The organism is Soonwooa sp. (assembly GCF_030151385.1).
GTDB lineage: Bacteria > Bacteroidota > Bacteroidia > Flavobacteriales > Weeksellaceae > Soonwooa.
This window is the reverse complement of record NZ_JASLDS010000038.1, coordinates 1-14647: the sequence shown is the minus strand read 5'-3', so window position 1 is coordinate 14647 and position 14647 is coordinate 1. Positions and strand designations below refer to the sequence as shown.

At 33.8% G+C, this 14647-nt stretch carries 14 protein-coding genes; 10 read left to right on the top strand and 4 right to left on the bottom strand.

The features are described 5' to 3' along the window. Nucleotides 1-51: 51 nt before the first annotated feature. From Q1V95_RS06480 to Q1V95_RS06440, 9 genes are all read left to right on the top strand, one after another. Nucleotides 52-1494: a serine hydrolase gene (locus Q1V95_RS06480; protein WP_300671876.1), complete on the top strand. Its 1443-nt coding sequence runs from the start codon at nt 52-54 to the stop codon at nt 1492-1494. 110 nt (nt 1495-1604) lie between these two features. Then, nucleotides 1605-2900 (top strand): serine hydrolase, encoded by a 1296-nt coding sequence (locus Q1V95_RS06475; protein WP_300671874.1) that lies wholly within the window; start codon nt 1605-1607, stop codon nt 2898-2900. A 99-nt stretch (nt 2901-2999) separates the two neighbouring features. After that, entirely contained in the window at nt 3000-3815 is an 816-nt protein-coding gene (locus tag Q1V95_RS06470) for a hypothetical protein (protein WP_300671873.1), read from the top strand. A gap of 180 nt (nt 3816-3995) precedes the next feature. Continuing rightward, a complete protein-coding gene (locus Q1V95_RS06465) occupies nt 3996-4736 on the top strand; it encodes a hypothetical protein (RefSeq protein WP_300671871.1) in 741 nt (246 codons plus the stop codon). Nucleotides 4737-5044: 308 nt separating this feature from the next. Beyond that, a complete protein-coding gene (locus tag Q1V95_RS06460; RefSeq protein WP_300671869.1) occupies nt 5045-5746 on the top strand; it encodes an adenine nucleotide alpha hydrolase in 702 nt (233 codons plus the stop codon). A gap of 101 nt (nt 5747-5847) precedes the next feature. After that, nucleotides 5848-6384, top strand: a complete 537-nt coding sequence (locus Q1V95_RS06455; RefSeq protein WP_300671867.1) for a GNAT family N-acetyltransferase — start codon at nt 5848-5850, stop codon at nt 6382-6384. A 93-nt stretch (nt 6385-6477) separates the two neighbouring features. Beyond that, nucleotides 6478-8682, top strand: a complete 2205-nt coding sequence (locus Q1V95_RS06450) for a RelA/SpoT family protein (RefSeq protein ID WP_300671864.1) — start codon at nt 6478-6480, stop codon at nt 8680-8682. A gap of 12 nt (nt 8683-8694) precedes the next feature. Further along, nucleotides 8695-9888: a Na+/H+ antiporter NhaA gene (nhaA, locus tag Q1V95_RS06445; protein ID WP_300671862.1), complete on the top strand. Its 1194-nt coding sequence runs from the start codon at nt 8695-8697 to the stop codon at nt 9886-9888. 11 nt (nt 9889-9899) lie between these two features. Continuing rightward, nucleotides 9900-10502 (top strand): hypothetical protein, encoded by a 603-nt coding sequence (locus tag Q1V95_RS06440; protein ID WP_300671860.1) that lies wholly within the window; start codon nt 9900-9902, stop codon nt 10500-10502. Between the two features lie 69 nt (nt 10503-10571). On the opposite strand, the gene Q1V95_RS06435 is transcribed toward Q1V95_RS06440, so the two are convergent. Next, nucleotides 10572-11534, bottom strand: a complete 963-nt coding sequence (locus Q1V95_RS06435; RefSeq protein ID WP_300671858.1) for a YihY/virulence factor BrkB family protein — start codon at nt 11532-11534, stop codon at nt 10572-10574. A gap of 29 nt (nt 11535-11563) precedes the next feature. Here Q1V95_RS06435 and rlmH point away from each other — a divergent pair, with 29 nt between their 5' ends. Next, on the top strand, nt 11564-12037 hold the full coding sequence (gene rlmH / locus Q1V95_RS06430) for a 23S rRNA (pseudouridine(1915)-N(3))-methyltransferase RlmH (RefSeq protein ID WP_300671856.1): 474 nt from the start codon (nt 11564-11566) through the stop codon (nt 12035-12037). Nucleotides 12038-12100: 63 nt separating this feature from the next. Here the strand turns inward: rlmH and Q1V95_RS06425 are convergent, their stop codons facing one another. The 3 genes from Q1V95_RS06425 to Q1V95_RS06415 form a co-directional block, all read right to left on the bottom strand. Next, a complete protein-coding gene (locus tag Q1V95_RS06425) occupies nt 12101-12664 on the bottom strand; it encodes a phosphatase PAP2 family protein (protein WP_300671854.1) in 564 nt (187 codons plus the stop codon). Nucleotide 12665: 1 nt separating this feature from the next. Next, a complete protein-coding gene (locus Q1V95_RS06420; RefSeq protein ID WP_300671848.1) occupies nt 12666-13007 on the bottom strand; it encodes a twin-arginine translocase TatA/TatE family subunit in 342 nt (113 codons plus the stop codon). A gap of 132 nt (nt 13008-13139) precedes the next feature. Beyond that, nucleotides 13140-14384 (bottom strand): TCR/Tet family MFS transporter, encoded by a 1245-nt coding sequence (locus tag Q1V95_RS06415; protein ID WP_300671846.1) that lies wholly within the window; start codon nt 14382-14384, stop codon nt 13140-13142. Nucleotides 14385-14647 lie beyond the last annotated feature (263 nt).

The window sequence follows — 14647 nt, the reverse complement described above, 5'->3', positions numbered from 1 at the left end:
GCGTAGTAACGCATTTTGACGCAGTTTTGCAGAAAAATAATTAATATCAATATGAAACATTTTCTGTCTGCATTGTTTATGCTTTCATCGCTTCTTTTTTTTAGTCAGAAAAAAGAAAATCCAAAAACCGACATAAAACAAGCCGTCGATAATTACCTGAAACAAGTTATGAAGACGCACGAAATTCCAGGATTAGCTGTTGGCGTTATAAAAAATGGGAAAACAATATATCAAGCTTACTATGGGAAAGAGACTATTGAAGGAAATAATCCCGTTAGCAAAAACTCTCTTTTCAGGATATATTCTACCTCAAAATTGATTTCCACTGTCGGCATTTTTCAACTTATCGAAAAAGGTAAATTATCATTAGAGGATAATATTTCAAAATATCTTGACAATCTTCCAAAGGAATGGCAACAAGTGAAAATTAAAAATCTTCTGACACACTCTTCAGGACTTCCAGACGTTATTAAATATAGTGACATTCCTGTTACAGCAAGTGATGATGAGAAGATAGAAAGATTATCCAAAGAAAAAATGGATTTTGAAACTGGCGATCATTTTAGTTATAACCAAACAAATTATTGGCTGTTAACGATGATTATTGAAAAAATAACAGGACGAAGCTTTGAAGAATATATTTTCAAAAATCAATTTCCGAATTCGCACAAAGGAATATTATTTTCATCAAACTCATCAGAAATTATTCCGAATAGAGTGCAAAGAAATGTATATAATGCAAAAAATAAGCGTTACGAAAACACATTATCTATCAATGATGGGTTCAGAGCACATTCTGGTAATGGCGTTAATATTACCTTACAAACTTTTATGGATTGGAGTAATCGATTCAATAACAATTTTTTAATAAATTCAGAAACCAAAAAATTGATGTGGAAAGCATTTGATTTCAAAGATAAAAACTTCCGTTTTGCTTATGGTTGGGAGATTACTAAAGTTAATAACCACAATTCCTATGGATTTTCTGGTGGAAATGTAAGCGCATACAGAAATTTTCCAGATCAAGATTTGTCTATTATCATTTTGTCGAATGGCTATAAATATTATCCCGTTCAAGACGAAATAATCAATCATGTTGCTGGTTTGGTTGACCGAAATCTCGTTGATAACTATTTTCTTTCGCAAGAATCAGTCTTCTCTGGATTTATTAATGACGATTACCAAAATGCCGAAGAAAAATATAAAGCTATAAAAAAGAAAAATCCGAATTGGAATTTTGAGAAAAAAATAAATTCTGTTGGTTATATTTATATGGCAAATAATAGGTTGGATGATGCACTAAAAGTTTTCGATCTCAATGTAAAAGAAAATCCAAATTCAGCAAACGCTTACGACAGCCGTGGTGAAGCTTATTTTGTTAAAAAAGATTATTCCGCTTCGAAAGCTGATTATCAAAAATCATTGCAGTTGGAACCGACCAATCAGAATGCAAAAGAAATGCTTTCAAAAATTGAAAAAGAATTGAAGAAATAGACATTATGAAAATAAATAATCTCACAAAAAATATTAGTTTCCTTTTCCTTCTACTGATTTTTTCAAGCTTCACTTATGCTCAAAATGTCACCAAAAAAATCGATTCTTTAATGAGTAAATCTTACGAAAGAGGTTTGTTCAATGGAAATGTTTTGGTTGCCAAAAAAGGAAAAATCATTTATCAAAAATCATTTGGCTTTACCGATGAAACGAAGAAAACTCAATTAACGAAAAATTCAATTTTAAACTTTGGTTCTATTGCAAAGGAGATTAATGCAGTTGCGATTATGATGTTGGTAGAACGTGGTCAACTCAATCTTGACGACCCGATTTCGAAATACAATTTGGATTTACCAAAATGGTCGGAAAAAGTAACGATAAGACATTTGATTAATTACTCCAGCGGAATTCCCAGAATAGAAAACGGGTTAATCGTCCCTAAAAATGATGACGAAGCTTGGAAGATTTTGAGAAAAACGGATACCTTGTTATTCGAACCTGGAAAGGATTACCGATACGACAATGGCAATGTTTTTTTGCAAAGAAGAATTATTGAAAAAATAACAGGAATGACTTTCCAAGATTTTGTAACGAAAAACATTATCAAACCTTTGAAAATGACAAATTCCATGTTTGATGCTAAAGCAGGCTATAAAAACCGAACGTCATGCTATGACATGGACAATAAGCGTTGTCCAGAAATGGAATTTATCAGCGGTTGGCTTTGGATGGATACCAATGACCTATTCAAATGGGTTGATGCGATGGATCACAATCGTTTGATCTCCAGAAAATCCTATGAAACTTTATTGAATAATCCTTACACAAAAGACCATCAAGGTGGATCGTTTGGAGATTATTTTGGAGAAGAAGAATTGCAGCGTCATAATGGTGTTTCCTACAAATTTGAATCGCTGGTGTTAAATGATATGAAAAACGATGTCGTTATCATTTTAGCATCCAACAATCGGAATAAAGTTTGGGATTTAGGACATATTATTCGTGATATTATGTTAGGAAAAACTTTTGAAATTCCTAAAAAATCTATTTACCAAGCTTTAAGAAAAGAAGTACAAACCGACGTCAATAAAGCAATTGAAAGTTATTATCAGTTGAAAAAAACATCAGAAAAAGAATACAGTTTTGAAAATCCAACCGAGCTTAACACTTTGGGCTACGAATTATTAAGGGCAGGAAAAATTAACGAATCCATCAAGATATTTCAATTGGTTGTAAAAGAGTTCCCAAACAACGCCAGTGTTGCCGATAGTTTGGGCGAAGCTTACCTAACCAACAAGCAATACGATTTGGCTTTAGAATGGTACTACAAAGCCATCAACCTTGGCGGAACCAACGGCAATGCCGAAAGAATGATTGAGAAAATTAAAGAGTTGAAAGGGAAATAATTTCATAACTTATATTTGAATTTTGTAAATTAGTGAGGTTAACAAAAGCCGCTTAATTTGTATAAAATTGTTATTTTTCTTAGTCTAATATTTCTATTTATGTCATGTAAAGGGCAAAATCCCGTTGATTGGAAATTGAAAGAGAATGAAAAGCAGTTATCTGCAATTTTAGATAGTTTGGATAACGAATATTACTGGCAAAAAATCCCCGAGGATATGATGAGCAGAATGCCTCCGATGTCAGAAAACTTTGATAAGAAATATCCGTTTCGGAAAGAACTAGTTAGACTTTATAACGAGGTTTTCCTATCATTAAAGAATCCAATGTCTGGCAACTATTTGTTAAGTCTATTTAACCCAAAATACACCAGAATATTTGGCTATGACTATATGAAGGTGATCGATAAAATAGTATTGTTAAATGATGATTCGATAAATCTAGAATTGTGGAATATTGTTATGAAAAAATCGACGGGACTAGATTATGTGGATGATCAACTAAGAAAATATCTGGTACGAACATTTATAACCAATGCGAAATTGAAAAATGAAACTAGAGCATACATCCTAGAGCATAATGATTTTAATGTTGCGTACTTTGGATATTTTGAGAAAAGCATCGATTTCAAAATTATTGATGCACAGATTGACTACCTTACAAAAAACCAAAACTCCCGATTACAAGGACATATATTTATAGAAAATGGCATTAGCTTTCCAAATTGTAATTTGAAATTACAAGAGTGGTATTTGCAAGAGCATTATTATACAAAAAATGATAATAAGGAAAAAATAGCATTCAAAAATTTTGATTGGGATAATGACAAAAAAAATTGTGAATTGACAATTCGCTTTTTACGCGCCATAAAAGATAATTATTCTACTTTAAGAAAAACTTGCGAACAAGACCAGTAATAAAATCTCTATCTTAAAATCTAATCATAAGCTTTTTTTATTTAAAAATTACGACATCAACTCCAAATGTCTTAAACAATTTAATGGGACTTAAAAAGAGGTCCGTATTAATAGCTTTTTATAGTTTAAATTGTAAATATAACCGTATGCATCAAAAAATAAGTTTTTGTATCTTTGAGCATGAAAAAAATTATTGGCTTAATGTTCGCGTTATCACTAGCTAGTTGTCAGAAAAATACAAGTGATAAATTATTGGAGTTGAATAATGTTACAATGCCTTCATTTGAGCAAATAGAATCCATAAAAAATAATAATGACACGTTGAAAATATTAGTACTGGGTAATAGCATTACGAGTCATGGAATGGATAAGTCAATTGGTTGGAAACATGAGTCTGGAATGGCTGCATCAAATATAAATAAAGATTTCGTTCACCTACTTTTTAAAAAAATTCACACTCAAACCCCACAAAAAAACATCATTTTTCGCTATTCTAATTTTTCTGAATTTGAGAGGGATCCAATAAAATTACCTGAAAATAGTATTAACGAAATAGCAAAGTTTAATCCTAATATTTTGATATACCAATTAGGCGATAATTTGACTATAGAAAATTCTTTAATTTTCAAAGAAAGCTCTATAAAATTACTCAACATGTTGACTAACACGCAAACTTATGTAGTGTCGCCATTTTTTCAAAATGAATCTAACTTCGAAATTACAAACGATATTTCAAAAGAATCAAATTCAACTTTTATCGATATATCATTAATTTCTAAAGACCCAACAAGTAAAGCTATAAATGAAAAAGATTATCCACTAAAAAAAAGCGAATGGAAAGTTGATGGTATTGGCTTGCATCCTGGAGATATTGGAATGGCAAAAATTGCTGATGAAATTTTAAAAAATATGCAGTATTAAACAAATTGGTTGCAATAGTTTACATGTAATTATATTTATATATCTAGAGAGTTTGTCTTTTTCTGTTGCTTGACTTTCGTATTCGAAATCTATTACCGCCTTACATATCAATGATTTATACGCGAAAGCACATAACCCTAAACCTCCTCAAAACAACTAAAACCTTTTTCTCACGTAGAATCTTTAATTGAATTTTATAAAATCAAGAAATTAATACAAATGGAAAACTTCAAACCCGAAAATTACAATTCGTTTTCGCTTTATTTGATAATTGATGATGCAAAAGTTGTTAGAATTTTATAAAAAATATGAATAACAGAAAAAAAGCAGTATTTAATTGGAGCGGCGGAAAAGATTCGGCTTTAGCACTTCAAAAAATACTTCAAGAAAACGAGTTTGAAGTTATTTCTTTATTGACAACCATTAACGATGACACGCAAACATCTTCCATTCATGCAATTCCTTTAATTTTGTTACAGAAACAAGCAGAAAATATTGGAATTCCGCTTTACACAGTTTCTTTATCAAAAGATACCAAAACTTATGAAGAAGGTATGACACAAGCCGTTGAGCATTTCAAAAACCAAGGTGCAAGACATTTTATTTTTGGCGATATTTTTCTAGCAGATGTGAAATCATACCGCGAAAGTAAGCTAAATCCTTTAGGTATTGAAGTCGTTGAACCGCTTTGGGGAAAATCATCAGAAGAAATCTTTAAAGACTTTTTAAAATCGGGTATTAAAACCAAAATCATTGTAACCCAAGCCGATAAACTGGATGAAAGTTTTATTGGAAAAGAAGTTGATGAAAATTTCGCTCAATTGCTTCCAGAAGGTATTGATATCTGCGGCGAAAATGGAGAGTATCACACTTTTTCCTATGAAGGTTGGCTTTTTAAAACCAAAATAGACTTCAATATTTCGAAAGTGAGCAAAATATCCTATGAATTCAAAATGGATACTGGCGAAACAAAAAGCTTTGATTATTGGCAAGCAGAGCTTTCTGTGTAAAATTTCAAAATTAATATCTAAATAATTGTATCTTAGATTTAACAATGCTTTGGAATATGCTTGATTATTTTTTTTAAACATCACTAAAAACAAAACTACAAATGGATTTTCCGAAACTTGAAACCGAGCACTTAATACTTGATGCTCCAAAAGAAGCCGACTTAGGAGACATAACGAAGATTTTGAACAATGAAATCTATGCTAAAAACACCATAAACATTCCTTTTCCATACAGTATTGATAGTGCAAAATTTTGGCTCAATCTTTCTAAAAATGGTTTTAAAAATGATGATCAGTACATCTTTGCTATTCGGTTAAAAAACGATCAAAAAATAATTGGTGGCATCGACTTAGGCATTGACAAGATCTTTAACAAAGCGGAACTTGGTTATTGGCTAGACCAAAATTGTTGGAATCAAGGTTTTGCAACAGAAGCAGTAATAAAAGTTCTGGAATTCGGTTTTGAGAATTTAAAACTGAAAAGAATATTTGCGACACATTTTGATTTTAATCCTGCTTCAGGAAAAGTTTTAGAAAAAGCGGGAATGAAAAAAGAAGGCGAATTAACTGCACATACCAAAAAAGAGAACAATTACCAAAATCACATTTTGTACGCGATTGTAAATGAAAATTTGTAATCTTTTAATCCTCATTTAATCTAAACTTTCTACTTCCAAAACTTGAATAAAACTTGATTTTTTCGTAAATTCGTGACTATCATTACACAAATCATGGCTTACGATTTAGAAAAAGAAAACAAGGAAATTCTTGCCCGCTATAAAGATCTGATATCCAATACTTACCGAACGCTTGACGAAGATCAAAACAAATTGATCCGCAAAGCTTTTGATATTGCTTTGGATGCCCACAAAGATCAACGTCGAAAAACTGGAGAACCTTACATCTACCATCCCATTGAAGTTGCTAAAATTGTAGCTAACGAAATTGGGCTTGGTGCAACGAGTATTGCTTGCGCCCTACTCCACGACGTTATCGAAGATTCGGAATATACTTATGAAGATTTAGAAAAGATTTTTGGCAAAAAAATCGCCGACATCGTTAATGGTTTAACGAAGATATCGGTAATGAACAACCAAAATATCTCGATACAATCTGAGAATTATCGTAAGTTGCTTTTGACCTTGTCGGAGGACTTCCGCGTGATTTTAATAAAAATTGCCGACCGTCTTCACAATATGCGTACACTAGAAAGTATGCGTCCAGACAAGCAACAAAAAATTGCATCAGAAACGGTGTATATCTACGCTCCGATGGCGCACCGTTTGGGACTTTATACCATAAAATCGGAACTCGAAGATCTGTCTTTAAAGTATAACAATCCCGAAATCTATAACGAGATTACCAGCAAATTGGCATCTGCTAAAGAAAGCCGAGACAAGTATATCCAAGAGTTCAAAAAAGAGGTTTCGGAACAGCTTGAGGAGGAAGGTCTCAACTTTACAATAAAAGGTCGCGCCAAAGCAATTAGCTCCATCTATCGTAAAATGTTGAAGCAAAATGTGACTTTCGAGGAAGTATTTGACAATTACGCCATCAGAATTATTTATAAATCCGACACCAAAAACGAAAAGTTTTTAGCTTGGAAAATTTATTCCATTGTTACGGATTTGTACCGAAGTAATCCATCCAGAATGCGCGACTGGATTTCGCATCCGCGTTCTACAGGCTATGAAAGTTTGCACTTAACTGTGATGGGACCTGATAAAAAATGGATTGAAGTCCAAATCCGCAGCGAGCGTATGGACGAGATTGCAGAAAAAGGTGTCGCAGCGCATTATCGTTATAAAGAAGGTTACAAAAGTAGCGATGACCAAAATTTTGACCGTTGGGTTACCGAAATCCGTGAAGTTCTCGAGCAGCAACAAGATTTGTCAACTTCGGAACTTCTTGATAATATTAAATTAAATCTATACTCCAAAGAGGTTTTCGTCTTTACACCAAAAGGTGAAATCAAAATTTTGCCAACAGGCGCGACAGCACTAGACTTTGCTTTTTCGGTGCACTCTGATTTGGGAATGAGATGTCTCGGAGCTAAAGTCAACGGCAAATTGGTGCCTATCAGTTATGTCTTGCAAAATGGTGATCAAGTCGATATTTTGTCTTCTCAAAATCAAAAGCCAAAAGCAGACTGGCTTGATTTTGTCGTAACATCTAAGGCTAAATCTAGGATAAAAGCGATTCTCAATTCTGAAAAGAACAATCGTACCGCCGAAGGTAAAGAGATTTTGCAACGTAAAATGCGTCATGCAAAACTTAACTTTAACGATGAAGAAATCAATAAACTTCAAAAGTTCCTTAACCTAAAAACTTCTCAGGATGTATTTTTAGGTTTTCAAGATGGAACTTATGATATGGGCGACCTCAAACGTTATTTGGAAGGAAGAACACTTTTCGGAAACCTTTTGCAACGTTTTAGAAAAGCGCCGACAACCAAATTAATTTCTGCAAATGAGACAGCTACGCAAGATCTGGATTTGATTGTCTTTGGAAAAGATGAAGAAAAGCTTAACTACAGTTTTGCGAAATGTTGTACTGTGATTCCTGGTGACAAAATCTTTGGATTTATCACAATTTCGGAAGGTATTAAAGTCCACAATGATAATTGCCCCAATGCTATTAATCTTCGTGCAAACTTCGATTATCGCGTGTTAGTTGCAAAATGGGTTAATGCCGAAAGCTTCAAAAACAGAATCCAAATCGAGATTGAAGGTCTCGACAGAATGGGAATGATTAATGACATTACCGCGGTTATCAGTAACTCGATGGGAATGGATATGAAGTCGATGTCTATTGCATCCGACGACGGTATTTTCACAGGAACCATCAATCTAGAAGTTAAAAACAAAAAACAATTAGAAGATACTTTCAAAAAACTAAAAAATATCAATGGCGTTTCTAAGGTAAAACGCTTGTAGAAAAGAAATCGCATGCAGTTAACCAACTACTTTAAAAAGTTTTTTCACAGCTCGCAATCATCAGGTGTTATCCTTATCGTTTGTGTTGTCCTTTCATTATTAATAGCTAATTCGTCGATGGGACAAAGCTTCCAAAACTTATTGGACACGGAATTGGGCACCAATATTTTTCATTTAAAATATCCAGTTAGCATTTGGATAAACGATGGATTAATGGCTATTTTTTTCCTTTTGGTTGGGCTCGAAATAAAACGTGAAATTGTAGAAGGCGAACTGTCAAGTTTTAAAAGTGCGTCTTTGCCGATTTTCGCTGCTATTGGTGGAATGCTCGTTCCTGCGCTTATTTATTTTTTATTTAATCACGGAACCGAATACGAAAATGGTTGGGGAATTCCGATGGCAACAGATATTGCGTTCTCATTAGCCATTGTCTCTATGTTGGGCAAGAAAGTTCCTCCTGCTGTAAAAATCTTCCTTGCTGCATTGGCAATTGTGGACGATTTGGGCGCGATTCTGGTGATTGCAATTTTCTACACTGACCAACTTCATTGGTTATATTTGGGACTTTCAGCAGCCATTATTTTGCTTCTAATTGCTTTGAATTATTTCAAAGTTAAAAAACATATTTTCTACATTATCCCAGGAATATTTTTGTGGTACTTTATGCATCATTCGGGGATACACGCGACCATTGCTGGTGTTTTGTTAGCATTTACGATTCCGACCAACGAATCAAAAACAGAGATTTCTCCTTTAGAAAAGTTGGAACATCAACTGCATACGCCAGTTAACTTTATCATTATGCCGATTTTCGCTTTAGCAAATACGAATATAATGTTCAAAGATGGAATGGTAGACGGTTTATTTTCGAATTTTGGATTTGGGATTATTTTCGGGTTGGTTGCAGGAAAAGTAATTGGCATTAGCTTATTTTCTTTTATCGCTATTAAATCTAAAATCAGCAGTCTTCCGCACCACTCGACTTGGCTACACATGATTGGTGCAGGATTCCTCGCCGGAATTGGTTTTACAATGTCTATTTTTATTGCGTTATTATCCTTTAAAGGACATCCCGAAATACAAGATGAAGCGAAGTTCGCGATTCTGATAGCATCAGTATTGGCAGGCGTTATCGGTTATTCTCTTCTAAACTTGGTTTCAAAAAGAAAGAAGAAAATTGGAGAACCGAAAGTTATTATTGGATAATTGAAAATATTATGAATAGAAAATTAAATATTAAAGAAAAGATATTTTTACTTCACTTTGTGATGATGCCAATATTGTTTTTTAGTCAACAAAAATTGAGTGTTAGATTTATTACAGAATCGACGAAATTTATCTTCGATAAAGATAGCTATAAAACCCTCAAAAAAGAGTATGAATCAGCATTAAAGAGCGAAAGGAAAGCAGATAGTATTATGAAAGTGAATCCCGAAAGTCATATTACATTTATTGACTGTAGGTATCTTGATTACCCTAGGTTTGATTCTGCCAACATAGTATTTAAAAACAAAATCGTTGAAAATTTGGATTTAAAAAATACTAAAATAGGACAAAACACTTTTTCATTATTCATTGATAAGCACGGTAAAGTCAAAAAAATAAAAAAAATAAAAATTGCAGATAGAAGAATTTTTAAACAAATAAAAAAAATGACTTTTAGTAGTGATTTTCAAAAATGGCGACCTGCAAATTATTATGGTCCATTCGTAGATTTTCTTTTTGTGTTTTCCGTAATAATTGATTACAATTTTTTAAAGTATAATTTAAAAAATAAATTTTCATTAGAAACAAATTTACAACAATTTGAAAAATTATAACTACCTGCGAAGAACACTAATTTTTAACAAAAATACATAAAGAAATTTATTATTTAAGACGCAGCGTCACTAATCCAAATTCTCGGATAAGGATTCTACTTTATTTTCGTGGACAATCATTTCGCGATTGATGATATTCTCTAGTTTCACTTTTTTAATAGCAAGATTTAGTTCGTTCCCAAGCAACACCAACATCACATTAAGATTAACCCAAACCATTACCAAAATAATGGAACCAATTGAACCATAAAGTACGTTGTATCGTGCAATATTCGCCACATAAATCGCAAATACATAAGTCAAGGCACCAAATAAAATCGTTGTTAAAATCGCGCCTGGAATCGCCTCAGAAAACTTTGTAATTTTAAGACAGCCAACCCAATAGAAAAGCGCCAAAAGAATAAAATAAAACAACGGAAAAGAGATAAAACCGATAATCCGAGAAAGGTTATCAACCAACCAACTGATGTTATATTCTGGTGTGAAAAGTTTTAACACAACTTCACTATAATAAATCCCAAAAACGGAGAACAAAACCAACGCAATAAAAGCCAAAGTAATCAACATTGCCAAAGCATATTCTTTGATAAAACCTCGCTTTAGTTCGGTGTTATGGTTAAAACCATTGATTAAGCTAAAAGCGCCATTTGTTCCAAACACAAATACCAACAAAATCGTCAAATTACTAACGCCTTTCATATTCGGGACGATATTATTTTGGATGTAATCGCTAACATCTTGCTGCATGTGTGATGGAAAAACATTCTCCATTAAAACTTCGAAAATATAGAATTGAAGTTTATCGTAATGTGGCATATACGGCAAAATAGAGAACATAAAAAGAATCATCGGGAAAAGACTCAAAAAGAAACTCCACGAGATACTAGCCGCTTGTTTTCCCAAAGGTTTGCTGAAAACACCAGCAAAATACACCTTCATCATTTCCAACAAAGAAATCCCCAAACCAGGAATATGAATTCCATCCAGAAAATCTAAAATTTTTGTGATAAATTTGGGTAATTTTTTAGCCATAAAATCTTATTGCAAAACAAAGATACTAAATGCGAATCAATTTGCTCTGCATCGGCAAGACCGACGATAAAGAAATTATTAATCTTATCAACTATTACATTCCTCGTATTCCGAAACATTGGAATTTTAATGTCGTGGAAATTCCTGATGTTAAAAACGTCAAAAACCTATCACCTGACGCGCTGAAAAAAGAGGAAGCCAAGCTTTTCAAAAACCATATCGAAGCTGGAGAATTGGTTATTCTCCTAGACGAAAAAGGCAAGCAATTTACCAGTCGAGAGTTTTCTCAGAAAATTGATTTCTGGATGGGAAGCTCGGTTAAAAAGATTCATTTTTTGGTTGGTGGAGCATATGGCTTTTCAGAGGAGATTTACCAGATGGCAAATGAGAAGATTTCGCTTTCTAAGATGACTTTTACACACCAGATGATTCGTCTTTTCTTTGTCGAACAAATCTATCGCGCTGCAACAATTCTACAAGGCAAACCTTACCACAACGACTAGATTTTTGTTTAAAAAAATTAACTAATTCGTAATAATCCGCAAAGGTTTTCTGTAAACTAAAACTTAGATTGACTTCTGTTTTCTGAGGACAATTTTGGTGATTTCGGCAAAAAGTCCACCACTCAAAAAACCTACTGCAGCACCAAAAGCAACATCAAATGGGAAATGTACACCAAGATAAATTCGACTGTACGACACGATTGCAGCCCAAGCAAAAATACCAACCGGCAACCATCGGAATTTGCGTGATAAAAGAATTGTCAGAAATGTCGCGAGAAAAAAAGTATTGGCAGCATGTGACGAGAAAAAACCATATTGTCCGCCACAAGTTACCATGCGCATTTTCGGGATTAAAGCCTCGTCGTGACAAGGACGAAGACGCGCAATGCCATATTTGAAAATACCAGCAATCTGATCCGTAAATGCAACACCTAAAGCAATAAATATAAGAATAAAAAAAACAGATTTTGCTTTGTAAGTTTTGAAAAGGAGATATAGAAAAATAATATACAAAGGAACCCAAATCCAAGTCCCAGTTATCAGCAACCAAAACGGATCATAAGATGCGTCGCCAAGGTTGTTAAGGAAAAGTAATAGTTGTCGGTCTTTATCAATGAATTCGTGCATACTATCGACTTACTGGTCCCTCGTGCTCATCGCTAAGCGGGTCAATTTTTGGAGTTTCGGGAGTTGCAGAAGTCATTTCAGATTCTAGAGAAACTGATTTTTTGATATCATTCATTGGGTTATAATCTTGTACAGATTGCTTAACCTTGTCGATTTCTTTTTTAATTTCGGAAACAGGATTGTCTGCTTCTTTCATTATTTCGGTTTTGATATCATCTACCGCGCCACGCATTTTGCGCACACCTTGTCCCAAACCACGCGCAATTTCTGGCAGTTTATCTGGACCAAACAATACGACGATAACCAAGGCTATCATCAACATTTCACCAAAACTTAATTCCATGATGCAAACTTACAAAATGTATTGAAATTCAACCAAAAACCAAGCCTTAAATATTTCTTAAAGTGTACAGTTGGTTTTTTAGCTGATAGCTGATAGCAAAATTAATTAATACCTAATACCTAAATAATAAAATTATTCTTTCGGCACTTTCTTTTCTCTTAATCTTTTATTACGAGCAAAGGTGTAGTAAGCTATGAAAGCACTCAAGCCCATTAAAATGAAGCCAAGAAAAAATGGTGCTCCCGCAAATTTGAAAGGCGCTTCGTCATGTGTGAAGTAAAAGAAAATATTCGTCATTAATGGTGGACCTACAATCGCTGTTAAACTTACTAAACTCGCTAAAGCACCTTGCAATTCGCCTTGCTCGCTGTTCGGAACCTGCGAAGAAATAACAGATTGTAGCGCTGGACCACAAATACCACCAAGTCCGTAAGGCACCAAAAAAGCGAACATCATCCAACTTTCACTTGCAAAAGCGAATAATAACATCCCAATTGAATACAAAATCAATCCGTAATAGATACTTCTTTCGTTGCCGAGTTTGGGTTGCAAATATCTGATCAAAACACCTTGTACCAAAGCTGCCATCAATCCAGAAACGCCTAGAGATATCCCAACAAGTCGCTCTTTCCAGCCAAACTTATACATCGTAAAATATGTCCAATTGGTTTGCATCGCATGTCCAGCGATATACACCAATACTAAAGCTGCGATAAGTCCTAAAAGTTCGGGATGTCGTTTTAGTCCCATTAATGCGCCAATAGGATTTGCTCGCTTCCAATCGAATGGACGACGGTTTTCTTTGGGTAAACTTTCGGGAAGGATAAACAATCCATAAAGGAAATTTATAAGACAAAGTGCTGACGCAGCATAGAAAGGAACTCTTGCTCCATACTGGCCTAAAACACCGCCAATAACTGGCCCAATAATAAATCCTAATCCGAAAGCTGCACCTACCAATCCGAAATTTTTGGCGCGATCTTCGTCGGTTGAGACATCAGCAATATAAGCACTTGCCGTCGTTATACTAGCACCTGTAATTCCTGAGAAAATACGTCCAACAAATAACCAAAATATCGTCGGTGCAACCGCTTGAATATAAAAGTTGATGGCAAATCCTAATAGTGATGCTAAAATAATTGGTCGACGACCATATTTATCACTTAATCCACCGAGAACTGCAGCAAATAAAAACTGCATCGAAGCATACAATGTACTTAGCCAACCTCCATAACGTGCAGCTTCGCTAACATCGGCATGGATAAGCTCTTGGATAAGTTTTGGAACTACCGGAATGATAATTCCCCAACCTGTGATATCGATTAATAATGTTATAAAAATGAAGCCTATTGCGGCTGATTTTTTATTGCTTTTCATACGGCTACGAATTTAGATATTTTTTTTCTAGTGTTTGGTATTTGGTATTTAGTTTTTGGTGTTTAGTTTTTAGTTAATGGTTAATGGTTGATGGTTGTTGGTTGTTGGTTGTTGGTGTTTATTGTTTAGTGTTTAGTGTTTAGTGTTTAGTGTTTAGTGTTTAGCAAAAATAATTCATAATTCATAATTCATAATTCATAATTCATAATTCATAATTCATAATTCATAATTCATAATTCATAATTCATAATTCATAATTCATA